The sequence below is a fragment of the Intestinibacillus sp. NTUH-41-i26 genome (assembly GCF_032769475.1).
Lineage (GTDB): Bacteria > Bacillota > Clostridia > Oscillospirales > Butyricicoccaceae > Agathobaculum > Agathobaculum ammoniilyticum.
This window is the reverse complement of the sequence record NZ_CP136477.1, coordinates 1,700,553-1,723,370: the sequence shown is the minus strand read 5'-3', so window position 1 is coordinate 1,723,370 and position 22,818 is coordinate 1,700,553. Positions and strand designations below refer to the sequence as shown.

Here is a 22,818-nt window from a genome sequence, read left to right as displayed (position 1 = left end):
AAGAATGGAACCGAGCAAGCACCGCACCTGGGCGGAAGTAGACTTGGGTGCGATCGAACATAATTACCGTGTAATCTGTGCGCAGGCAAAATCGCCGGTGCTGTGTGTGGTAAAAGCGGATGCGTATGGGCATGGCGCGGTGCAGATCGCGACGCGTTTACAGGAGATCGGCGCGCCGTATTTCGCCGCCGCGACCGTGCCGGAGGCGGTGGAGCTGCGCGAAAACGGTATCCACAAGCCAATTTTGATTCTGGGATATGTGGATGAGGCCGATATGGATACCATTGCCCGCTGCCATATCACGGCGCCGGTCTATGATACCGAAACCGCGCGCCTGTTGTCAGAGGCCGCCGTGCGCACGGGGGAGAGGATCGCGGTACACTACAAGCTGGATACCGGCATGACGCGCCTGGGTTTTTCAGCATGGGACACGGAGCGGACAATAGAGCAGATTTTGTGGTGTTCCGATCTGGCTGGGCTGGATTCCGAGGGGATTTTTACACACTTTGCGGTTTCCGACGTACCGGAAGGCAGAGCGTACACGGCGCTCCAATATCAGCGGTTTGAGGCGGTGTGCGACGGCCTGCGGCAGGCCGGACTCGACCTGCCTCTGCGGCATTGCGCCAACAGCGGCGCAATCCAGAGTTATGAGCAGATGCACTGCAGCATGACGCGGGCGGGCATCATCCTGTATGGATACCGGCCGGATGTCTCTGTGCCGCCGGTGCTCGATCTCAGGCCGGCCATGACGGTCAAGGCACGCGTGGTGCAGGTTCGCGATATCCCCGCGCATACGACGGTCAGCTATGGCCGCACCTTTGAAACAGATGGTCCGGCACGCATTGCGGTCGTTTCGATCGGCTATGCGGATGGATTCCTGCGCACCGGCTCCGGAAAGGCGCGGGTGGTCATCAATGGACGGAGTACGCCCGTGCTTGGACGCATCTGCATGGATATGTGTATGGCATGCGTCCCAGAGGGAGAAAGCGTGCAGCGCGGGGACGAGGTTATCGTATGGGGCGCAGATACCTGGACGGCGGAGAACGCAGCGGCGGCTGCTGGCACGATCTCCTACGAGGTGGTGTGCAGCATCAGCCGACGGGTACCGCGTTTTTACAGGGGCTGACAATCCGCCTGTGGTTCGCATAGGATGAATCGGGGAAAATTCCCTGACCTTATGCCATAGTTTTTTACACGACTGTTATATTTTCTTGTGGCGTGGGGAAAATAGGTTTGCGGACAAACCGCAAATCTATTTCATCGGAGAGTGAACCAAAGTGGATACCAGCATCAAACGGGGAGATATTTACTATGCCGATCTCAGCCCGGTGGTCGGCAGCGAACAGGGGGGCATCCGTCCAGTACTTATTGTCCAGAATAATGTGGGCAATCGGTACAGCCCGACGGTGATTGCCGCCGCTATCACATCGCAGGTCAACAAGGCCAAGATGCCGACCCACATCACGCTTGGTGCGCCCAACTACGGACTGACCAAGGATTCCATCATCCTGACCGAACAGATCCGGACGCTGGATAAAAAGCGCCTGCGCGAAAAGATGGGCTCGCTCGATGAAAATGCGATGCGCCATGTGGATGAGGCTCTGGCCGTCAGCTTCGGCTTGGGATCTGTACAGGGCTGAACGTCATATTTGCAGGCAAAAGCGCGTATCCTATTATTGGATACGCGCTTTTTTACGGGAGGAGGGGGAGCGGCGGTGCAGGCAGAGGTTCGGTTCCGCGGCAGTGCGGTAGGCAGGCTGGAATGGCTGCCCGACGCTTACGGAGTACGGATTGATTTGGACTGTGCGATTCCCTGCGACCTGCTGCTGCGCTGCTATGCAGCGGCGGATGGGGCAAGGCCGCTGCTGGTCGGCCTACCGGAACCGGTCGGAGGACGGCTGCGGCTGACGCGGCATTTATCCAGAGAAACACTGAAAACGGCCGGGTATGCGAACCAGCAGCCATCCGACTTTTATCTCTCTGCCGGAGAGGAAGAGGAGGTCGGCCGGCAGTCCGTGTCTCAACAGGACGCTTCAGAACAGGCGCCGCCTCCGGACGCACGGCAGACAGAAAGGCAGTTATGGACAGGGGATGTGGTGTTGGATAGCCTGGTGGAGCGCGGCGAGCTGAAAGCGGAGGCTGCGGAGGGGACGCTCTGCCTGCGTTGTCCCTTTGCGCCGGACCGGCCGTTCCTGCTGGCGCCGGCATTCGTGCTTTGCACGGTGGAAAACGGGGAAGCGGTGCTTCGCTGGACGAAAAAGGACGCAGCCGGAAAGGCTGCGTCCGAAGAGATCACTTGACGATCGTTTTGGCTTCCATGTAGTAGCGCTTTTCGTGCGCCTCTCCCATGGAGAAAGTTTTGCGGGGAAGCACACCGTCGAAAATAACGCCGCGGAACAAATCGTTTTTGGCAATATCGGGCAGGATAAAGCCAAGATTGCCGGGCTTTTCGGCGAGGGCGGCCACAACATCCGCGCCGTGGATGTAGTCAATCTTGGCCGAGGGATGCGCGCCCAGATATGCGTCAAGGCCGGTCTGGATGGTCGCGACAGGGATGGACCATTTGGGATTCTCGACAACGAATACGCCGGAGCGGTTTTCCGCGCGGAAAGGATAATAATGTGCGGCGGCATCTGCCGGCGCCTGCTCGGCGACATAGGCCTTGCAGCCTTGGGATTCGTAAAATGCCGTGAGACTGCCGAACAGTTCGTTAGTCTCCACACCGAACAGGATGCGGTGGATCGGTTCGATAATCAGGCTTTCGTCGTGGATATTGACCACTTCGACCAGGGCGTAACGCGCGGGGTGGTTCTGCTGCTCCTCGGCGGACAGGCTTTTTTTTGTTTCCTCCCAGTATGCCTTCGCGGTCGCCATGGAGTGGTTGCCGTCGCCGACCGCATAGGGAAGGAGGGCTTGGGCGTCCGTGCAGCCATACTTTTGGTTGAATGCGGCTCGGTCGCAGAGTGCTTCAAGCCCAGCCTCGACCGTGTCGGTTTCCACGCCCTTGGGAATGAACCAGCCGGTGATATGGCCGCCGTTCTGCATCAGATCGGTGTCGTAAATTCTGTCAAAAGAAGCGGTTTTCTCAAAGAGCGGTTCGATAATCGTGCGGTCGGGATCGTCGATCAGGATCATGATGTGCGGCAGCTCCATGCAGGCTCCCTGGCGCACCTTGAGACGCGGCGGGATGCGCTCGACAACGGTTTTTTCCGTGGGACGGATCAGGGAAGCAGAGCCGGGCGTGTATTCATACGCCTCAAGATCCATGGCAAGCACGATTCCGCGCCGCGGGCAGGCGCCGCCAGACCAGCGTTCGGTCAGGATAATGCCGGCGGGAAGCGTTTGCAGCGTTCCCTCCTCAATGTAGCGGCGCATAGTCTTATGAATGGTTTCGGTGCGCGCTGCAACGTCCACCTCTTCCAGATAGACTTCCGGCAGGGTCAGACGCAGCGTGGAGGGGGCGTCTCCAACGATGCGGTCGGTCTCCGCCCAATATTCGGGCTGCGAGGTATATTGATCACAGGCGATGACCGCCCATTTGGAAAGGTCGGTCCCTTTTGGGGGCAGCATGATTTCGGGAATACGGGTGCAACGGTTTGCCATGTTTTGTCGTTCCTCCTCACAAAATGTTGGAATGATTCCAGTATAGCAGAAAAACGGTGCGCAAGCACGTTTTTTTGCAAATTTATTCCGGAGTTTTGCAAATCGATAAAGAAGGTTTCGCATAATGGATAAATCCGTGTGGATCTGGAAAGCAAAACAGGATAAACTGTACAAACAGCCGGCACGGCGGATACCCTGTTGACAAGGTAGGGATATGTGGTAAACTAAAATAAATAAGCAAAGGCTAACTGCAAAAGGGAGGCCTGCGGCAAATGCAAATGGACGGGGCGGAAGCCCCGATTGTAAGATAGGATGATCGAAAGATGAGTTGTCATACGGGAAACTGCAAAGGATGCCAGGGCTGCGGCGGCTGCGGAAACGGTTTATCCCTGTTTCGGGAGGAACTGGAACTGCTGCGCTGCTTTGCGCAGAGCCCGTTTCTACCGGTCGCGTGCGCGGCAGGGGCGGCAGAGCCGGTCTACCTGGAAAACGGGCGGGACAAGGCGGGGAACTATGCGGCGGCGATCGCATTGCTGCAGCGAAAGGGGCTGATACGGGTGGATTATGACATCCCCTTAAAAAATTTTGCTTATGACGGGTATGAGACATATCCCTGCAAGGGCAGCATGGCGCTGACGGCAAACGGGATACGGGTGCTGGAGGTACTCGAAACACAGGGGGTTACGGGGGAAGCGCTGTGAAAATAAACGCTGACAGACGCGCTTTGACCACGATACCGGACTGCGGGGCGCGCTTGCGGAAAATGGAGGAAAGACAAGGATTTGCTTGACGAAAGCACCAAGATACCGTACAATGGTGTTGAAATATTTGTTAGGATTTACAATCCACAGGAGGAAAACGGCTCATGTTGAAATTCAAAGCGATTGGTGTCTCTGAAGGCCTTGCACACGCGAAAGCGCTCGTGATCAAAGAGGCGGATTTAACGGTCGTAAAAAACAGTATTACGGATGCTGCCGCTGAGCAGAAACGGGTAATCGATGCCGTGGAGCATGCGAAAAAGCAGATAGAGCTTCTGCGGGATGAGGCGGAGAAGAATATCGGCGCGGCCGAGGCGGAAATCTTTGACGCGCATCTGCTCATGCTGGACGACCCTGATTTTGTGGAAGGCATCACCAATCTGATCGCAGATGAAATGGTTTGCGCAGAATATGCCTGCTTTGTCAACTGCGAGAATTTCCAGGCCATGTTCAGGGCGATGGACGATGAATATATGCAGGCGCGCGCGGCGGATATCGGCGATATCTCCCAGCGCATCCTGAAAAACCTGAAGGGGATCGCAGACAACGCGATCGACTCGATCTCCGAGCCGTGCATCATTATTGCCAACGATCTGACTCCGTCGGATACGGCAAAGATCGGCTCCAAGCCCGTGGTGGGCTTCGTTACGCGTATCGGCGGACGGACCAGCCATTCCGCGATTATGGCGCGCTCCATGGGCATCCCTGCCGTAGCCGGTGCCGGCGAGAAGGCGGATGAAATAAAGGATGGAGAGGAGCTTTTGCTGGACGGCGCGACGGGCGAGATCGTCGTGTCGCCCGATGCGGAAACACTGTCCCAGTTTGAACAGAAGAAAACGGCGGAGGATGAGCGCCGGGCAATGCTGGTGCAGTTTAAGAACCGACCGGGCGAAACGAGCGATGGCCGCCGTGTGATCGTGGAAGGGAATATCGGCACACCGGAGGATGCGGTGCGCGTTGCCGAGCTGGGCGGCGAGGGCGTCGGCCTGTTCCGTTCGGAGTTCCTGTTTATGGACCGCGACGACTTGCCGAGCGAGGAGGAGCAGTTTGAAGCCTACAAAAAGGCTTGCGAGACGATGGCGGGCAAGCCGGTCATCATCCGCACTTTGGATATTGGCGGCGATAAGGAAGTTCCCGCGCTGAACCTGGAAAAAGAGCAGAATCCGTTTTTGGGCTACCGCGCGATTCGCATCTGCCTGAACCAGACCGATCTGTTTGTGACCCAGCTCCGCGCACTGTTGCGCGCCGCGCAATACGGCGACCTGCGCATCATGTTCCCTATGATCTCCTCCATTGAGGAGATACGCAACGCCAAGCAGGTACTCCAGCAGGCCAAGGACCTGTTGGATGCGGAGGGCGTCGCCTATAATCCGAATGTCAAGGTCGGCATCATGGTTGAAATTCCGGTAGCGGCCGTTTGTGCGGATATGCTAGCAAAAGAAGTGGATTTCTTCTCCATCGGCACAAACGACCTGATCCAGTATTCCTGCGCGGTGGACCGCATAAATGAAAAAATATCCTACCTGTACCGCCCCCTGCATCCGGGCGTGCTGCGGCTGATTCATATGACTGCGAAAGCGGCAAATGAAAACGGCATCGAGGTGGGTGTCTGCGGCGAGATGGCCGGTACGCCGGGGATGGCGCCCGTTCTCTGCGGACTCGGCGTGACCAACCTTTCGATGTCGGCATCGGCGATGCTGGCGGCGAAAGCCGATCTTGCGGCGCATTCCTTTGCGGAATGCAAGGAATTTGCCGAGCGTCTGCTGTGCGCCGCGAGCGCTACGGAAGCGGAGCAACTGTTTGCCGAGTGGCGCGCTTGATAAAATAAACAAAGAGCGCTGTTTCCTTCACCAAAGGAAACAGCGCTCTTATTATTTTCAGGACTTAGCCCTGGTTAGCCAGATTCTGCTCGTAGGATTCGATCATCTTCTTGACCATCTGGCCGCCGATCGAGCCCGCCTGGCGGGAGGTCAGGTCGCCGTTGTAGCCCTGCTTCAGGTTGACGCCAACCTCCCTTGGTGTGCCTGCACCATCTTAAAAGGGATATTTGCGCAGGCGATTTTAAAAATTACTGGATGCTGGAAGCTGTTGATTTTCTTCCGTATCAAGCTCGCCAATGAAACGGTAAAAGATGCGGATGCACTGCCGATAGGGCGTGTTTCGATGCGTTGCTTTGCTCAGGCCGTTTTCAAATTCCTTCGGCCCGACCTCAATGCGTTCGATAAAAGTCAGCAGCGTCTCGCGATCGAGTACATCAATTTGGCTGTATTGCTTGGCCAGCGTGAAAAAACGTTGATAGCGTTTGGCCGTGTTCTCAGCGTCAGGGCTGACTTGCGCAAGAGCGGCGATAGTGGCCTGATGTGCGGCGGACTCCTGCTCGAGCGCAGCAACCATACGCGTCAGACGGTCATCGTCCAGCCTGCCTTCGGCATTGTCTGTGTACAGCTTGGCGACGACTTTATCGATCGTAAGCAAACGGGCTTGTGCCTGCTGCAAACGAGCCTGCCGTGCGGTTGCTTCGGATATCCCTTTCTCTTTTTCCACTGCTGATAGGGCGAGCGCTTCAGCCTGTGTGTCGTCCAGCGCGAGCAGCTCGTTGAGATCGCGTCGGACAACTTCGGCCAGATCGGCGTACTTGACGCGCACGCCGGCACAACGATTGGCTATATCGCTTCGCTGGTGCGTACAGGAGAGATACCAGTACTTCTCCCGCTCACCTTTGTAGACCGTACCACAGGAACAGAGCGCGTGTCCGCACCGAGCACAGAACACCAACCCCGCAAAGATGCTTTTGCGTATTGCGCTGTCGGTCTGATTGAGCCGTCGTCCGCGGCCCAGATTGCGCTGTGCCTGCTCAAAGAGCGGCAGCGTGATTAAGGCAGGGTGGGTATCGTGTGTGACCGCCCAGTCTTGCTTTGGAACAGCAATTTTCTTTTTGGATTTGACACTTACCTTGCGGCTTTTCCCCAGCATGGTATGTCCGAGGTAGACCGGATTTTTCAGGATGCGCTTGACTGTGGTATAGTTCCATAAATCGGAAGCCCGCGCTGCACCCTCAGGACTGAAATCGTCACGGAACAATACGCGGTACTTTAGTGGCGGGATTACACCGTCTGCATTCAGGTCAAGTGCAATTTTTCGAGAAGAATCCCCAGAGGCTGCACGATCGAAAATACGCTGCACGACAGGCGCAGTCTGTTCGTCAGGGGAAAGGCGATTTTTGTTCATTGGATCCTTGCGATAGCCGTAGGGTGGGCAGGCGCAATACTGTCCGTTTTCCCGCTTGCTGCGCAACACGTCCTTGACCTTACGCGAACCGTCGCGCAGGTAAACCTCGTTCATTGCAAACTGGAACGGCGCCATTACATTTTCATGTGCCGTATCAAAATTGTCCGCAATCGTTAAATAACGGATACCGCGCTCAGGGAAAAATTGCTCGGCATAGTAACTAGCTTCGCGCATGTCACGCCCAAGACGGGACAGGTCTTTTGTGATGACCATGTTGGCTTCGCTGGCATCGAGCTGGCGCAGCATATCTTGAAATGCAGGACGGTCGAAATTGCCGCCGGAATAACCATCATCCACAAATTCGCGCACCAGTGCGATCCCTTGACGTTGACAATAATCGCGAATCATTTGCCGCTGGTTGGCAATACTGGACGATTCGCCGTTTCGCGCTTCTTCGTTGGAGAGACGCAAATAAGCAAATGCAAGTTTTAAGTTGTTACCGGTTCTCATATGTGAACTCCTTTCGGAACCGGCTCACAAATGGATTATACAACTGTGCCGGTAGGTTCGTCAATATACTGTGCCATGTCAATCTCCTTCAATATGCGTTCCTGAAGCAGGGCGTGGGCAGAATGATTTCCGATATACTGACGGCTTATTTGAAAGGTCGCTGGCCCAAGATGGACGGATGATTCCCGTATCTGGTACGGTGTATGGTGAGCGTGTGTGTTCATTTTTATACCTCCTTGCAGCCAGTTTGCGGTATTACCGAAAAAATTATTCAGGAATTCATACAATAGCAATGTAGTTAATCCTCTGGGCAATAACGCCGGCTCAGGTGCATTATAGGTCAGTTTATCCATTCAAAACATCTCCTTAGCGTCGTCGAACCAGTAGGCTTGAAATACTGTGCCGTCACCCGTGAGGAAACGGCCTTGGGCGTCGTGCGGAATCCGGTTGCTGGCATCCGTGTTGTCCAGGATGATCATGGACAGCACGTTGTCTGCACGGCCGCAAATGCGGTAACCGATATTATTCCTGATCTGTCCGGACAGGATATTCGCGTCCGGCCGCTGGGTGGAGAGGAACAGGTGGATGCCGAACGCACGCCCTTGTCGGGCGATAGTGGACAGGCGGTTTTCAATGCGGGCGACCTGTTCCTTTTCTGCCTTGGTGAGTCCCGTCTTGTCCAGGATCTCCGCGACCTCGTCTACTGCGAATACGATGCGGTCCATCGGGATCGACTCATGGCTGTTGTACTCATAAATATTTGTACACTCTGCCTTCCCGAGCAGGTCTTTGCGCTGCTCCAGTTTTTCAGCTACACTGTCCAGATAGGCTATCAAAGTGTCGCGGTCGAGGATCAGCTTGCAGTTTGGGTGTTTGCGCCAGCTGCCGCCAAAATCCACACCGCCCTTGAAATCTGCGATCGTGACGTTGATATTGGGCTGCTTGAGGCATTGCATCAGCATCAGCTTGAGGAGAACGGATTTGCCCGAACCAGTCCCGCCGCCCAACAGCACATGCGGGATCAGGTTGAGGTCGAGCGAGACTGTCCCCAGCAGGCTTTCGCCGAGCACCAGTCGGCAGGAAGGGAAATCGCTTTGCAGATATTCGTCTTTCCACCGCAGCATCTTGGGCAGGCCGCTTTTGGCAGGAACGGTAAACAGCCGGATGCGGCGCTTGCCGTCGCTCTCCTGAATATCTGCGATATGGACATTCAGCGCGGTTTCGATATCCGCGCTTTTCTGTTCCCATACGGATTTGGGGACGCCGCAGGCGAGAAATTCGAGAACCGTGATCTTGCTGTGTGCATCATCCGTTTCATCTTGACGGACAGTAACCAGCAGCGGTACTTCACCGGCGTGGTTGACCAGCCCAATGCGTTGCAGGTTGTTCTGGATGCTTTTCGCCCTGGATGGCGTGCCGGCCCACATGATGAGCACTGCCAGCCCGCCAAACACAAGGATCGGGAAGCAAAGGCTGAACGCGATCCGGCTGGCTGCATCGAAAATATCCGGCCCGCTGTACGCAAGATCCCATGGGCGGATGATGCTGAACAGCAGCGCGGTGAGCAGATAGAGTACCAGCACTTTCAGACGGTATTGGTCTGTCCAGATCTCCTTGAGACCGGTTTGAAACAGAAGTAGCATATACTTACGCTGCGTTTCCTGTTCCAGCAGATTGCGTTTTCGGTTATCCATCTTCCAGCATCCACCTCCATTCGCTGACGGGTCGGGTGATCGGTGCGCCGTTCTCGCGGTACTCGGTGAAGGTGCGAATGCGGCGCAGAAAGGCTTTCCACGTTTCCGGGTGATACTGCTGTACCGCCTGATACTGGCGGCTGAGCGGCAGGTTAGAGGTGATATACACCTTGGTGTAGCACGCGACCTTGTCGCTGTACCGCGCGGGCAGCATGAGCGGATAAACATCCAGCAAATTGAGCATTTCCTCGATTGGGAGCTGCGAGGCGAATTCCTCAAACACGATCACATCCTGCCCGTGATAATCGTCGAAAGAGACGCCTTTGCCGCTCCGGTAATTGGTCACGCGGTAAATGTCGCGTGCGCCGTGCCTACGGTAGATACCGCGGGTCTTACCCGTACCTGTCGCGCCGTAGATGTACTGCACTTCTACCGCACGGTTCTGCTCGGCATATTTCTCGGACAACAACGTCTGCCGAAGCACATCAATTTCTTTCACCCTGAACGCCAGCTTGGGGTTCTCACGGATGATCTGCGTGGTTGTCTTACCGGCTGTAATATCTTCGAGCAGGGCGGACATTTCCGGGGCTTTTTCGTTTTGTGGTTCAGGCATATGCCCGTATTCCTCAAAGCTGCCCGCTACCGCAGTTTCTGCCTTGTCGGTCTCCGCCCATTTCCCGCCCTTTTGAATGTAGTCACGGTTTTCCTGTGCGCTCCCGTATGCCTTGTCGATGTGCGCGGTCGGAAACAGGTTCTTAACAGTCTGCCAACGTACCGGTGAGGGACGGTACAGAAAAACATGCGTGTGATACGTTCCGGTTGTCGCGGTCTCGTCCGCCATGCAGTAATACGCGGGAGACAAGGCTTTCAGGAGTGTCTTAATTTTCTTGTGCGTCAGTCCACAGTCCAGAGGGCTGTTGATTGTGAGCAGGTATTTTCGGCTCTGTTCGTTCTTTGCCATGTTCACCACCTTGCGTGTTCACAAATTGCTACATGCTACAGCTATGCCCTAAGGTAATACTAACTTAGGGCATAGGCGGCGCGGCCGCCGGCCGCAGGGGGACTTTTCACGGAAGGAAAAGCCCTCGCCCCTGACGGCCCGCGGCCTGCGCCGTCAGCCCTTGCCAGCGTTTACCGCAGCGATACCCTTGGCGTGTGCGCCCAGCTGGTACTCGCCGCTTGACCAGTACAGATACGGTTCAAGGCCATCAAAGCGGACTTCGATGAATCCGTCCGGTGCGTCCATCTGCTGATTGCCATCAATGCGCACGTTGATTTTGTCCAGCCCCTTGTCCGGCAGGGCAACCGTATAGCGGTAGCCCGTGACCGTATCCGTGCGCTGGCCGTTCTGATACGCATACGACGGGATAACGTCCACCAGCCAGAAACGCTTGCCCAGGCTCGCGGGATCGATAATTAAATCGGAAAGCTTCATGGTAAAACTGCTCCTCCATTCTGAAAAGATAAAATGTTGATATTCTTCCAAACCGGTTTGTTACTGTAAGGATAGCAAAACCGGATGCGGAAATCGTCTCTGAAAGTAAGACAAAAACAGCCTTTTTGGAGGCGTGGAAGAAGATGATTTGAATGTTTTATGGAGATAAAACGTGAAAAGCGAATAATCTGCACAAAACCGGAAACAATCCGGCGTATTAAATTTAGATTTTTATTTTTGAAAATAAAAAGCGGCCGCATACCATGTAAAATCGGTATGCGGCCGCTTTTCGGCTTTAAGCCGAACCTAAAAGATACTTTGAGATATCCTCCAGATCGCTTAGCAATACGGCAAGAAACTGGTTGGCATCCTCTATGGATATGCCGGAGTGCCTGCTGATAAGATAAGCATAGGCGAAATGTATCCGGTCCGTAGGGTCGAGCGCTCGGCCTTTTGCGCGCAGGAAGGCCGTTGACTGCTCCAGATCCAGACCGAACGCCACGCAGACCGTGACGAGGATGCGCAAGGAAAACCGCTCATCCGGCTTTTTCAGCCTGTAGTAGATATTTTTGTCAAGGCCTGTCTTATCGCAGAAAGCAGCACAGTTCCAGCCTTTTGCTTTCCGGTAAGTCTCAAATTGCTCCACGAAATTTTTGTTCATGTCTAAAGATAAAGCATATTGGCGCCGATAGGCGTCCAAAAGCTTTTCTCTATCCACTTACTATATCCTGATCTCGTTACTGGTTCTGGAGCCGGAGGGAAGAAACAGGGCGGTTGGTTTGATATCTGACAAACAGGGAAAATACAAAACCCATAATGTCCCCTCCTCTCTTGTGAAATGTCGAAGGTGTTGCAGCAACTCCTCCGGCACCAGAACGAAGTTTGTTGTCCGTATGCAGAAAAGGACATAAAACTATCCTTGCAGTTTCATGTCCTTGATTGCTCTGTGTTTATTGTTTTACAACCCATAAGGCATATTGCAACCAAGACAAATTATCCGGACTGCACCTCGCTTTGAACGGATGGGCTATAACAACAAAAATTGAAATATCAGTAAAAAGCTGCTTTATAATCTTGAACAACCCAGACAGGCATACTACCCCCTGGGCGGCTTACTCTGACACATATTACTCTGACCTGATTTCATTTTATCCTTTTATCCATGCTTTGTAAAGTGGAGGTTTCCTCCACAAAAGAAGTCAATAGAAATGAATAGTATCTTCTCCATATGTAAGCATTTTTAAAATCTCAGCTTCTCTGTTGGTCAGTGAATAATTTTTAACTAATGCGTCAATCTTGGCGCTGTTTTCTGTCGTATATTTGTCTTTCTCGTCTGCACCGTAAATCTCGCGGTACATTTTAAGCGCCAGATGATCCTTTAACAGGTCCAGAACATATTTATCCCTTTGTGAAAAATCTCCGCTTTCTTTCGCTCGAAAAAGAGACAGGGTGCCAAAAGCCTATTTTTATAGGATATGAAAAGTATCAGAGAATACTCAATACTCTTAGGCCGCAGGCCCCATCTCTATCATAAATATTGTTTTTATATCATCTTTGGACAAAAGTTCCGACATGATAAAAACTTTATTTTGAGAAGTGGAATATATCCATGTAATAAAGTCATATTTTTCGAACATTTCATGATAGTCGTCAAGAGCGCCGGGGGCGAATCCATAGGATACGGGTTCTTTCACATAAGAGGCGTTTCCGCTGTCGTCTGCCAGGTAAAAACTGGCTTTGTCATAAGAAATTTGACATCTTTTAGCATTTTGCTGCGCAGATCAAAATCTCCGCGGGTACTATGGATATTATAGATGATTTGGTTCAGAAGCAGCCACTCATTTTCAGAAAGATACATACCGTTTCTCCCCCATGATGTTTACAGAACATATAATGAATGGTGAGAAGTTCGCCGCACAATTTTTCGCAATTATTAATGTGTTTATCTGCCTGGGAGGGAGCTTTGGCGCGACTTTTGTAGGTTTATTTACGACAGCACTGGTTCTTATAACATTGCATGGGTAATAATGCTGTCTATAATGGCTTTGGGCGGTATCGCCAGAGGTTGGTGTTCTTCGGATAAACGCAAATATAATCAATACTATTTTAAAGGAAAAAAGCAATAGTGCGTAAAAACACTTTCCGCATTAAGTTGCGGAAAGTGTTTTTCTTGTGGACGTGTATAAGGCGTGATGCCTTGCTTGGGAACAGGCTGCGCTAAAGAACGGCAGCTATTACCGGGGGAAAGAAATGCCTGTATCGGACGGAGATGCACTTTGCTACGATTGACTTTTCACGCTTTTAACAGAGAATTATTCAATATGTTTTTGCTTGCAATAGTTTGCATTATGAGAAGTTAGCTGACGGTAGCATAAAATGTATTGAGGATGAGATCCCGTTTGACCTGCCGGAGGGCTGGGCGTGGAGTAGATTAGGTTCTTTGATAAAGTCGTTTATCACAGGACCTTTTGGTAGCTCACTGCATAAGTCCGATTATGTTACAGACGGAATTCCACTAATTAACCCTATGAATATTGTTGATGGTAAGATAATTCCCATCGATAAAATGCAGGTGTCGAGTGAGACAGTTGAACGCCTCGCTTCGTTCAAAGTTGTTCCAAACGATATAATAATTGCGCGTAGAGGTGACATGGGTAGATGTGCAGTCGTTTGTCCTGAACAGGATGGCTGGTTATGCGGCACAGGCAGCTTCGTCTTGCGCTTCCCATCGGCCTTGTTTCCCGAGTATTTTGCGGTCTGTTTACGCTCTTCTTACTCAGCTACATATCTTTCTGGCAACTCAATCGGTAACACAATGTTGAATCTAAATCAGGCGATTCTCAAAAGCATATTGTTACCTGTGCCTCCATGTGATGAACAAAATCGAATTATCAATAGTATATACTCCGCTGATGTCTACTTTGCCGAAATTACGAATCAACAAGATCAGTTAGCGGCTTATGTTGCAATGGCTAAATCCAAGATTCTCGACCTTGCTATCCGAGGCCAGCTTGTCCCGCAGGATCCGAACGACGAGCCTGCTTCTGTGCTGTTGGAACGCATCCGGGCAGAGAAAGAAGCGCTTATCAAGGCAGGCAAAATCAAACGGGACAAGAAGGAATCTGTCATCTTCCGTGGTGAGGATAACTCTTATTATATCCGTCAAGATATGCACACTGAAGCCATTGATAACCAGTTTATTTTTGAACTTTTGGACAACTGGGAATGGTGTTCCTTATTCAATATTGCAAAAATAGAGTTAGGAGAAAACCCTCGATAGCGCAAAAAATACCGGAGCAAACCATCCGTATCTTCGCAGCGTTAATGTGCGATGGAATGGAGTGGATTTGACAGACTTGAAAGAAATGCGTTTCGAGCCAGAGGAAATTGAGCGGTATACGGTAGAACAAAATGATCTTCTCATCTGTGAGGGCGGTGATGTTGGCCGTAGCTGTGTATGGTCTAATGAGCAGAAAATCCTCTACCAGAATGCGCTGCATAGAGTTAGATTCTACGGAGAATGTAATCCATTCTATTTCATGTACTATATGATGTACTACGAGAGTCGCGGAATTATCAAGTCGCTTTGCAAAGGTGTAACAATCAAACATCTTACTGGAAACGTCCTTTCTCTTATCCCATTTGCATTACCGCCAATAGAAGAACAAAATCGCATTGTAGATAGGCTGAACCAGATATTTAGCCTGCTTGATAGTATTCTATGTGATTGATTGAGCAGCCGCCCTCGGAAGAAGGCGGCTGTTCCTTTTACCATGTGACGATCTTATCAACCAGTGCCTGCTGTTCACTGGCTGTTCTGCGAAGGTAAATGCGAGTCGTTTCAATGCTCTCGTGGCCCATCAGATCTGCCAACAGAGCAATATCATTGTATTTCTCCAAGAAGTTCTTGGCATACCGGTGACGGAAGGAGTGCGGGTATACCACCTTTTTATCCAGTCCGTATTTGTCGGCATAGTTTTTGAGTTGCTGGGAGATGCCACGGGTGGTAATACGCTTCCCATAGCGATTCAAAAACAAATAGCCGGAGGCACGGTTTGATTCCTCCAGCCATTCAAGAGTTTCCGTCCTTAACTTTCTGGGTATGTACAGCCTGCGTAACTTTCCGCCTTTGGTGTACAGATCAAAATAGCCGAGCTCCACATGCTCGATTTTGATTTGGATCAGTTCGCTCACGCGCGCCCCAGTCGCAGCCAAATACCAGACCACGAAGTACCATTCCATGTTTCCGTCCTTCTTGAGTTGCTTTTTCAAGAAGTTGTAGTCAGCATTGCTGACTACATTCTCCAAAAAGTTCTTCTGCTGTACCTTCACAGCTTTTAACCGAAAACGGTCCTTGTGCAGGAACTCCAGATACTTGTTCATCGCTTGAATGCGTAGATTGACGGTCTTGGATTTGAAGAACTCCATCAGATACCCCTTGTAGGCCAGTAGGTTTTCCTTGCTGATTTCATCGTAGTGGGCATAGTAGAAGTTGACCGTCCAGAGATAGGAATGGATGGTGTTCTCCGAAAGATTACTCTTTCTCAGGTGTTGCTCAAACGTTTCGTTTGTCTTCATAAAAAGATGCCTCCTAATAATATTTTTGCGAGTTTATCGCACAAATATTATAAGGGAAATATGTGACTATCTCTTATTATGAGAAGATTGGAAATAAGGTCAAAAATATTGATGATGAGATACCTTTTGAACTGCCAGATGGATGGGCTTTCGTAAGACTGAAAGAACTGTGGGAACTTATTTCCGGACGAGATCTTGCTCTTTCCGAATACAATGTTGACCGTGTAGGTGTTCCTTATATCACAGGAGCCAGTAATTTCGTGGGTGGTAAGGTGGAATCGGTAAGATGGACAACTTCACCACAAGTGATGACGGAAACTGGCGATTTGCTCCTCACTTGTAAAGGAACTATTGGGAGAATAGCATTCAATGATTTTGGTAGTGCGCATATCGCACGCCAAATCATGGCTATCCGAAACAAATTTGCGTTGAATTCGGAGTATCTTGCACTTTGCATGGTTTTCTATATCAATGCTATAAAAAACGTAGCAAAAGGTCTTATTCCTGGTATTTCAAGAGAAGATATCCTGAACTTACTTCTGCCTGTTCCATCGTTGAGTTACCAAGCAAGAATTGTTAAGCGAGTAGCAGCATTGACCGCCAGTATTAGTTCGATAGAAAAGAGCCTCAATTGAGGCTCTTTTCTATCGCAGTTATAATTTCAAATAGTTGTGATACCTTCTCAAAAACCCGTTTTTGTTCTTTGATCGGAGGTAGAGGAATTATCGTTTCTGCCATTTCAGAACCGGAGATTTCTTTGAATGTAGTACCGGTTGCCCGTTGAACAATATCATCTGTTCGGGCTTTAAGACTATAATACAAATAAGGACTCATAGCAAAGTCATAAGGGACTACAGACTTAAAGCCTTGGTTTGTGGAAATAGGGTTAGCGGCAATTGCAATATAACCTATTGGCGCACGGCTTGAATACAAGACCGAATTGGCTGGTAGAATTTGAGCAGAAGAAAACTTTAAGCCAATCTCTGTGATAGCTCTGGCACCGGCAGAAACATACATATCTTCATAGCCCCTAAAATCAGCAGGTGTCAACCATGGAATATTTCCGTCCCAGTATTCAGTAATATTAGTTTTCGGTGTTCCTCCACCAACAATTTCACCAATATGCTTTAACCTTACGAATATCCATGAATCAGGCAAATCAAACGGCAGTTTACTATCAATACATCGAATTTCATCACCAATCTTCTCATAATAAGAGTTATCCTCACCACGGAAGATGACAGATTCCTTCTTGTCCCGTTTGATTTTGCCTGCCTTGATAAGCGCTTCTTTCTCTGCCCGGATGCGTTCCAACAGCACAGAAGCAGGCTCGTCATTCGGATCCTGCGGAATAAGCTGGCCTCGGATAGCAAGGTCGAGAATCTTGGATTTAGCTTTGGAAATGATGTCAGTTGCCGTTTCGCTTTCGTCATCAATCTGCTGAATATGTAGCCAGATGCTACTGAGCTTTTCTGCGATTCTAATCTGTTCGCCCAAAGGGGGTACAGGAGTTAAAATATTCTGAATATTGTCCAATCTAAAGCTATTCTTCATTCCGCGTTGAACCGTATAATACTGATCTCGGCAAAACGCAGACATAAGAATATATGGGAAGTATTTGGTTTGTGCTTCTTTAAGAAAGCGAATCAAACCGACATGTTGGTTGATATACGCCTCCTCGAAATTAGCAGGAATCAGTCCCAACATACCAATCTCTGCTGTTATTGAAAACAACAAATCATTTTCTGCTACACGAGTTCTGGTTCCCTCTGCATTGTCGGGTAAATCAACCCTTTGGAGATTATCCATCCGTAGTTCAAACGAGTCTCTGGAGAGGTTGCCCATGCGAAGAAATAATCTTCCAGTATCGGAATAGTATTGCGCCCAACCACGGGAACCACTTGTAATATATTCACAAATGGAGCCCATCCTACTCCACGCCCAGCCCTCCGGCAGGTCAAACGGGATCTCATCCTCAATACATTTTATGCTACCGTCAGCTAACTTCTCATAATGCAAATTATCCTCACTAACGAAGATAATGGTATCATTTTTAATATCCTTTGGTTTGAGCTTTCCATCTTTGACCATCTGCTGTTTCTGCTGGCGAATACGCTCCAAAAGAATTGATGCCGGTTCATCGTTTGGGTCCTGCGGAACCAGCTTGCCGCGGATAGCAAGGTCAAGCACCTTCTGCCGCAATGCTTTTGTATCCATTATTCATCCACCTCGCCAATCAATTTCTCCAGCTCAGCCACGGCCTTGGCAATGTTGGTGGACTTTTCTTTGATTTGTTCCAGTAGTTCGGCAAGCGTATAATCTTCCGTCCCGCTATCCGTCTTCATCCAGGTAATATCCAGACTGGTCTTATCCCGTGCCAGAATTTCCTCATAGGTAAACTTACGCCATCTGCCGTTTGGATTGTCCTTACTGTAGGTTTCGGTACGGGCGGATAGATCGCTGTCCTTATAGCATTCAACAAACTCATTAAAGTGGCTCTCCTTTAGAGGATTGGTCTTGCCAAAAGAGGGCATATCGGAACGGAGATCATAGAACCAGATTTCACGGGTGTTGCCTTTATCCTCGCGGCCGCGGGTAAAGAACAGTACATTGGTCTTGACACCTTGGGCATAGAAAATACCGGTGGGCAGGCGCAAGATAGTATGGAGGTTACACTTCTCCATCAAGTCTTGACGGATGCGCTCACCATCACAGTCAGCAAACAGAACATTATCCGGCAGAACGACAGCCGCACGGGCTTTGCCTGTTTTGTTCAAGCTGCGGTAGATGTGCTGGAGAAAGTTCAGCTGTTTATTGCTGGTGGGAAATGTAAAATCATCACGGGCAGCCCGTTCTCCGCCCTTCTTAGTGCCAAAAGGCGGATTGGTCAAGACAACATCATAGCCTTTCAGTTCCTTGCCAAAGTTGGAAAGAGTGTCGCCGAGATAAATGGGACCGCTGATATCGTGTAGCATGGCGTTCATCAAGGCCAGACGGTGGGTATCATGCACCAGCTCACAGCCGGAAAAAGCCTGGGTGCGCTGGAATTCCTGCTGGTCCACAGGCAGTTCAAACAGGTCATCGGTGCGATCTTTCACATAGCGGTCGGCTGCAATCATGAAACCAAATGTGCCGCAGGCAGGGTCATTGCACCGCTCACCAGGCTGAGGTGCAATAAGCCGGGTCATGATATTGATGAGGACGCGGGGCGTAAAATATTGTCCGGCACCGGACTTCTTCTCGTTTGCATTTTTCTCTAAGAGGCCTTCGTACAGATTGCCCAGCCCCTCTTCCTTAGCAGTATACCAGTCAAACTGGTCGATGGTCTGGATAATCTTCTCCAGGTTCTTAGGCTCGTGGATGTTGCTTTGTGCGCCCTGATAGATCTCGCGAACACGACCGGTGCAGCCACCCAGATGCTCCAGCAATTCCTTATAGAACTTCTTCAGTTCCACGCCTTGCTTGGCAAGAAGTTTGTCCCAGCGGTACTGCTCCGGGATAGCACCTTCGGTACCAGTTTCCTTACACATCTTCAGGAATAGGATGTAAGTCAGTTCCGTAACATATTGATGATAAGTAATGCCGTCATCCCGCAGCACATTGCAAAGATTCCAGAGTTTTGCTACGATTTCCTGATTGTTCACGCTATGTGTCCTCCATCTTCATAGAGATACTCGTTCAGTTCCGTCATAATCTCACGGAGTTTGCCACCGAAGCGGCGGTCAATAATGGTAAAGCCGCCAGCATTTCTAAATGCGCCGACCTCAAAGATTTGTTCATCTAGGACACTTTCTTCCAGCAACACCTTCTCAATACGTTTCAGCCAGTCAAGTTGGGTCTTGTTGAAATCATGGTTGACCCGCAGCTTTGCAAAGGCATGATTCACTCTCTGTTCATGACTGACGAGAATAGAACCAAGAGCCTGCTGACGAATAAAAGCAATGATGTCGGCCACAATGTCTTGATTGGTCATCTCGTTCCACGCAGAATTCAACTGCTTCTCCGTAAAGTCGTGGCGGTCAAGTTCCAGCTTCAGGCTCTTAAGGGCCTCCCTGGTGAGTTCAGAAGGCTTAGTGCAGACTGTACGCAGAGCTGCAATGGCATTCATATTGTTGTTGATAAACTCCTTAAAGGCTTCCAGATAGTCCTCCGGCTTCTGACCTTCGCCATAACCACGGGTATGGTCAATCAGTTCGTCCTTGTGGTTATCGATAACTACTGGGCGCTTGCGGTGAGGCTTGTCTTTATCCAGTGCAGAAAAGGCTTCCCGATGACGGATCAGTTCTGCGGCTGCTTCTTTAATAGTGCTATTGTTGAGATACTCCGCAAAGGCAGTGAGATCCTTGCCGCCGGTGAGGTGGGCAAACTGCTCCAATGCCTTCTTACTCACATTGCGGCGTTTGCGCTGCAGTTTGGCAACGATAAGGTCAATTTGATAGGCAAGCTGTTCATCAGTCTTCGCTACTTCCAGTCCCTTCATCAGATCCTCGAAGCTGGCAGAGGGATTGGTGACAACGGGCTTCATATTGCTGACATCCTGCAAGGATTCATAAACGCCCACGGGATCGTAAATTTCGAAATGGGTTTTGCCGATAGTAGGACACAGCCTGGTGGCACGGCCCAGCATCTGTTCGAACAAAATACGGGATTTGATGCGGCGCATGAAGACCAGCGTAGTGATTTCCGGCACATCAATGCCAGTGGTTAGAAGATCAACTGTGACCACGACCTTAGGCAAGGATTCATTCTTGAAGCGTTTGATTGCTTCGGAGATTTTCTTCTTGTTGCCACCCGCGATACTTCCGGTGATTTTCATAACCGTATCGTTGTCAACGCCGCCTTCAGCATAGATTTCTTTCAAAATCTTTACGATGAGGTCAGCGTGGTTATCATCGACCGCGTAGATAAGGGTTTTGCCTTGACCGTCCGGATTGAAATCCCAAGCAATTTCCTCAAAAACAGCCCGGTTGAAGTTTTCGGTAATGATCTGCCGGTTGAAGCTTTCAATTTCAAACTTCATGTCGTCTTCCAGTTCAGCACTGTTGAGAACATCTCCGGTAACGGGATCATAGATAACAAGCTGTTCGCCTTTCTTGTAATTGATACCCTCCACACGCAGTTTGGTGCGAATATTGTGAGGCGCATCGTGGTCGACCAGATAACCGTCAATAACGGCTTCGCGGTAAGAATAATTGAAAACAGGCTTTCCGAAGATCTCAGTAGTGTGCAGTGCAGGAGTTGCGGTCAGTGCAATTTTTACGGCGTCAAAGTATTCGATGACGGTGCGGTATTTGCTGATATAGTCATCCTGGTTACGGTAGAGCATCTCGGTTTCGCTCATTTCCTTGTCCAGAATGTATCCACGGTGTGCCTCATCAACTACGATCAAATCGTAGTCAGTCACAGAGAGCATCGTGTCGCCTTCGGGATATAGGATGCGCTTGACGAGACTCTGAACCGTTGCGATATGTATTTTCGTTTCTTTGTCAATTTCCTTTTCATCCAGCCCCTTGATGTTATAGATGGAATCCAAGGTCATCAATTCTTCGATTTTGACTTCCTTGAAAACATCTTCGGCCTGCTCACCAAGAGCGGTACGGTCGACCAGGAACAGAACTCGCTTGAAACGGTCGTTCTTAATGAAGCGATAGATCATACCAAGGATGGTACGGGTTTTGCCTGTTCCGGTAGCCATAGACAACAGAACAGTCTGTTTTCCATCGATAACAGCCTGCTCTGCGGCTTCAATGGCAGCAATCTGATATTTATGCAGATTCAGGCCGTCCGGGTCGCGGAGCAAATCGAACGGCGTATTCTGAAGCGCAGCATTTGCGGCAGCAATATCCTTTTCAAGTTGCTCCATCAGTCCCTGAGGGCTGATCCAGCCTTGCAGGGCTTTAGGTGCATTGGCTCCGCTGCGCAGGTCCAAATACCAGATGCCAGATTTGGTTTCGATCTGCTTGAGATACTTCCGGCCATTGGTTGCAAAAACGAAGGGGACTTTATATGCTCCCCACTGATTGATGATGTACTCTCGGTGTTCAGCTTTGATTCCCTTAGCATATTCCTTACACTGATAGTCGATCACAGAGGGAATATCGACAGCCGCTTTTTTGGCTTCCACAATGCCAACAAGCTTCAACTCGACAAACAGAGCGTAATCTGCGTAACCGTTCTTACCTATAGCGGAATCTGTAGGCCACTCGGCAATGGCAAGATTTCTGCCCTTTTGAGGGCGGATTCCCTTGGAATAACGCAGATGATTGGTGTCAGCTTCCCAACCATATTTGCGAAGCTGCTCGTCAATCAGATAGCGAGTTTCTGCCTCGGAAAGCTTTATGCTCTCAGACGCAGTTTCACCCTTTTCCGCTCGTTCCTTGGAAGTTTTGGACGATACCGCGGTAGAGACCGACTCGACCTGCTTGGAGAGCGCGGCAATCTTTTCCTCCTGCTCTTTGATAATGGCCTCGTAGTTCGGCTGCATTACCTTTTCAGGCATGACAAAAGCAGGGGCGATATATCCCCAATCTCCATATACTTCCATAAACCAAACTGCGAGGTTGTAGGTCATAGTGAGGAGAATTTTGGCGTCCTCCACAGAGTCGGCGCCCGCATGGACAGCGTCATTTCGGGTCTTACGAAGTGCATACAGAATATCGTCGATTTTCTTAGGAATCAGGCCCTCCTGCTTCAGCAGACGAATTCGGTTTGCGTGGGTATTATCGAGGGCGGGTTCCTTGATATGCTCAAAAGCAAAGATTTCAAGAATCAGACGCTCACCAAACATGCCTAGCTTATACAGACAGGCGTTAGCATCAGAATAGACATATTTCTCCGCTGCTGCACCAATTTGTGCCAACGCAGGCCAGTATCTGTTGAGAAATCCAAAGTTGGATTTCATATGCGCCCTCCTAACTTTAGTAATGCTTTTGATAATTTGGTATTATCGAAAGTTCATATGATTAATTTTACCAGAATCTTGTCGTAAATTCAATTTGAGAATATGCATTAT

Annotated in this window: 20 protein-coding genes and 1 pseudogene; 8 read left to right on the top strand and 13 right to left on the bottom strand. The window is 50.3% G+C overall.

What is annotated here, in order from left to right:
• Positions 1-4: 4 nt before the first annotated feature.
• The 3 genes from alr (at position 5) to RX717_RS08790 (ending at position 2,300) form a co-directional block, all read left to right on the top strand.
• Entirely contained in the window at positions 5-1,126 is a 1,122-nt protein-coding gene (gene alr / locus RX717_RS08800) for an alanine racemase (RefSeq protein ID WP_054325834.1), read from the top strand.
• A 151-nt stretch (positions 1,127-1,277) separates the two neighbouring features.
• Entirely contained in the window at positions 1,278-1,640 is a 363-nt protein-coding gene (locus RX717_RS08795; RefSeq protein WP_054325835.1) for a type II toxin-antitoxin system PemK/MazF family toxin, read from the top strand.
• Positions 1,641-1,715: 75 nt separating this feature from the next.
• A complete protein-coding gene (locus RX717_RS08790) occupies positions 1,716-2,300 on the top strand; it encodes a hypothetical protein (protein WP_054325836.1) in 585 nt (194 codons plus the stop codon).
• Here RX717_RS08790 and RX717_RS08785 read toward each other — a convergent pair.
• Complete coding sequence (locus RX717_RS08785) at positions 2,293-3,603, bottom strand: DUF1015 domain-containing protein (RefSeq protein ID WP_107632081.1); 1,311 nt, start codon at positions 3,601-3,603, stop codon at positions 2,293-2,295. The genes RX717_RS08790 and RX717_RS08785 overlap by 8 nt on opposite strands.
• Before the next feature lie 323 nt (positions 3,604-3,926).
• On the opposite strand from RX717_RS08785, the gene RX717_RS08780 reads away from it, so the two are divergent.
• Positions 3,927-4,304: a hypothetical protein gene (locus tag RX717_RS08780; protein ID WP_054325837.1), complete on the top strand. Its 378-nt coding sequence runs from the start codon at positions 3,927-3,929 to the stop codon at positions 4,302-4,304.
• 164 nt (positions 4,305-4,468) lie between these two features.
• Complete coding sequence (gene ptsP, locus RX717_RS08775; protein WP_054325838.1) at positions 4,469-6,181, top strand: phosphoenolpyruvate--protein phosphotransferase; 1,713 nt, start codon at positions 4,469-4,471, stop codon at positions 6,179-6,181.
• 64 nt (positions 6,182-6,245) lie between these two features.
• Here the strand turns inward: ptsP and RX717_RS08770 are convergent.
• From RX717_RS08770 to RX717_RS08735, 8 genes and pseudogenes are all read right to left on the bottom strand, one after another.
• Positions 6,246-6,377 (bottom strand): annotated as a pseudogene (locus RX717_RS08770) (alpha/beta-type small acid-soluble spore protein); the annotation flags it as partial.
• A gap of 45 nt (positions 6,378-6,422) precedes the next feature.
• Complete coding sequence (locus tag RX717_RS08765; protein ID WP_107632082.1) at positions 6,423-8,099, bottom strand: recombinase family protein; 1,677 nt, start codon at positions 8,097-8,099, stop codon at positions 6,423-6,425.
• Positions 8,100-8,134: 35 nt separating this feature from the next.
• Positions 8,135-8,452, bottom strand: a complete 318-nt coding sequence (locus RX717_RS08760) for a hypothetical protein (RefSeq protein ID WP_107632083.1) — start codon at positions 8,450-8,452, stop codon at positions 8,135-8,137.
• On the bottom strand, positions 8,453-9,793 hold the full coding sequence (locus RX717_RS08755) for an FtsK/SpoIIIE domain-containing protein (protein WP_316960212.1): 1,341 nt from the start codon (positions 9,791-9,793) through the stop codon (positions 8,453-8,455).
• A complete protein-coding gene (locus RX717_RS08750) occupies positions 9,786-10,754 on the bottom strand; it encodes a viral replication protein (protein ID WP_107632085.1) in 969 nt (322 codons plus the stop codon). Before RX717_RS08750 ends, RX717_RS08755 begins: the two co-directional genes overlap by 8 nt.
• Before the next feature lie 153 nt (positions 10,755-10,907).
• Entirely contained in the window at positions 10,908-11,228 is a 321-nt protein-coding gene (locus tag RX717_RS08745) for a hypothetical protein (protein WP_107632086.1), read from the bottom strand.
• 295 nt (positions 11,229-11,523) lie between these two features.
• Positions 11,524-11,946, bottom strand: a complete 423-nt coding sequence (locus RX717_RS08740) for a hypothetical protein (protein WP_316960211.1) — start codon at positions 11,944-11,946, stop codon at positions 11,524-11,526.
• 972 nt (positions 11,947-12,918) lie between these two features.
• Positions 12,919-13,086 (bottom strand): hypothetical protein, encoded by a 168-nt coding sequence (locus tag RX717_RS08735; RefSeq protein WP_159068219.1) that lies wholly within the window; start codon positions 13,084-13,086, stop codon positions 12,919-12,921.
• A 582-nt stretch (positions 13,087-13,668) separates the two neighbouring features.
• Here RX717_RS08735 and RX717_RS08730 point away from each other — a divergent pair.
• Both RX717_RS08730 and RX717_RS08725 read left to right on the top strand, forming a co-directional pair.
• A complete protein-coding gene (locus tag RX717_RS08730) occupies positions 13,669-14,508 on the top strand; it encodes a restriction endonuclease subunit S (RefSeq protein ID WP_316960210.1) in 840 nt (279 codons plus the stop codon).
• Positions 14,509-14,575: 67 nt separating this feature from the next.
• A complete protein-coding gene (locus tag RX717_RS08725; RefSeq protein WP_316960209.1) occupies positions 14,576-14,959 on the top strand; it encodes a restriction endonuclease subunit S in 384 nt (127 codons plus the stop codon).
• 37 nt (positions 14,960-14,996) lie between these two features.
• Here RX717_RS08725 and RX717_RS08720 read toward each other — a convergent pair whose 3' ends face one another.
• The gene (locus RX717_RS08720; RefSeq protein ID WP_107632091.1) at positions 14,997-15,806 is read right to left on the bottom strand and encodes a tyrosine-type recombinase/integrase; all 810 of its coding nucleotides are present in this window, start codon (positions 15,804-15,806) and stop codon (positions 14,997-14,999) included.
• Between the two features lie 62 nt (positions 15,807-15,868).
• Here RX717_RS08720 and RX717_RS08715 point away from each other — a divergent pair, with 62 nt between their 5' ends.
• Positions 15,869-16,441: a restriction endonuclease subunit S gene (locus RX717_RS08715; protein ID WP_316960208.1), complete on the top strand. Its 573-nt coding sequence runs from the start codon at positions 15,869-15,871 to the stop codon at positions 16,439-16,441.
• Here the strand turns inward: RX717_RS08715 and RX717_RS08710 are convergent.
• Genes RX717_RS08710 through hsdR form a run of 3 tightly spaced genes read right to left on the bottom strand, consistent with a single transcriptional unit; the run spans position 16,434 to position 22,707 of the window.
• Complete coding sequence (locus RX717_RS08710; protein ID WP_316960207.1) at positions 16,434-18,023, bottom strand: restriction endonuclease subunit S; 1,590 nt, start codon at positions 18,021-18,023, stop codon at positions 16,434-16,436. The two genes, RX717_RS08715 and RX717_RS08710, sit on opposite strands and share 8 nt — an antisense overlap.
• On the bottom strand, positions 18,023-19,450 hold the full coding sequence (locus RX717_RS08705) for a class I SAM-dependent DNA methyltransferase (protein WP_107632093.1): 1,428 nt from the start codon (positions 19,448-19,450) through the stop codon (positions 18,023-18,025). Before RX717_RS08705 ends, RX717_RS08710 begins: the two co-directional genes overlap by 1 nt.
• Entirely contained in the window at positions 19,447-22,707 is a 3,261-nt protein-coding gene (gene hsdR, locus RX717_RS08700) for a type I restriction-modification system endonuclease (RefSeq protein WP_107632094.1), read from the bottom strand. The genes RX717_RS08705 and hsdR overlap by 4 nt, the downstream gene beginning before the upstream one ends.
• Positions 22,708-22,818 lie beyond the last annotated feature (111 nt).

Excerpts from the sequence above, each read along its gene's own strand:
- RX717_RS08720 (WP_107632091.1), bottom strand. The coding sequence starts at position 15,806 with ATGAAGACAAACGAAACGTTTGAGCAACACCTGAGAAAGAGTAATCTT.
- RX717_RS08750 (WP_107632085.1), bottom strand. The coding sequence starts at position 10,754 with ATGGCAAAGAACGAACAGAGCCGAAAATACCTGCTCACAATCAACAGC.
- alr (WP_054325834.1), top strand. The coding sequence starts at position 5 with ATGGAACCGAGCAAGCACCGCACCTGGGCGGAAGTAGACTTGGGTGCG.
- RX717_RS08760 (WP_107632083.1), bottom strand. The coding sequence starts at position 8,452 with ATGGATAAACTGACCTATAATGCACCTGAGCCGGCGTTATTGCCCAGA.
- RX717_RS08780 (WP_054325837.1), top strand. The coding sequence starts at position 3,927 with ATGAGTTGTCATACGGGAAACTGCAAAGGATGCCAGGGCTGCGGCGGC.
- RX717_RS08785 (WP_107632081.1), bottom strand. The coding sequence starts at position 3,603 with ATGGCAAACCGTTGCACCCGTATTCCCGAAATCATGCTGCCCCCAAAA.
- RX717_RS08710 (WP_316960207.1), bottom strand. The coding sequence starts at position 18,023 with ATGGATACAAAAGCATTGCGGCAGAAGGTGCTTGACCTTGCTATCCGC.
- RX717_RS08765 (WP_107632082.1), bottom strand. The coding sequence starts at position 8,099 with ATGAGAACCGGTAACAACTTAAAACTTGCATTTGCTTATTTGCGTCTC.
- ptsP (WP_054325838.1), top strand. The coding sequence starts at position 4,469 with ATGTTGAAATTCAAAGCGATTGGTGTCTCTGAAGGCCTTGCACACGCG.
- RX717_RS08735 (WP_159068219.1), bottom strand. The coding sequence starts at position 13,086 with ATGTATCTTTCTGAAAATGAGTGGCTGCTTCTGAACCAAATCATCTAT.
- RX717_RS08755 (WP_316960212.1), bottom strand. The coding sequence starts at position 9,793 with ATGGATAACCGAAAACGCAATCTGCTGGAACAGGAAACGCAGCGTAAG.
- RX717_RS08745 (WP_107632086.1), bottom strand. The coding sequence starts at position 11,228 with ATGAAGCTTTCCGATTTAATTATCGATCCCGCGAGCCTGGGCAAGCGT.
- hsdR (WP_107632094.1), bottom strand. The coding sequence starts at position 22,707 with ATGAAATCCAACTTTGGATTTCTCAACAGATACTGGCCTGCGTTGGCA.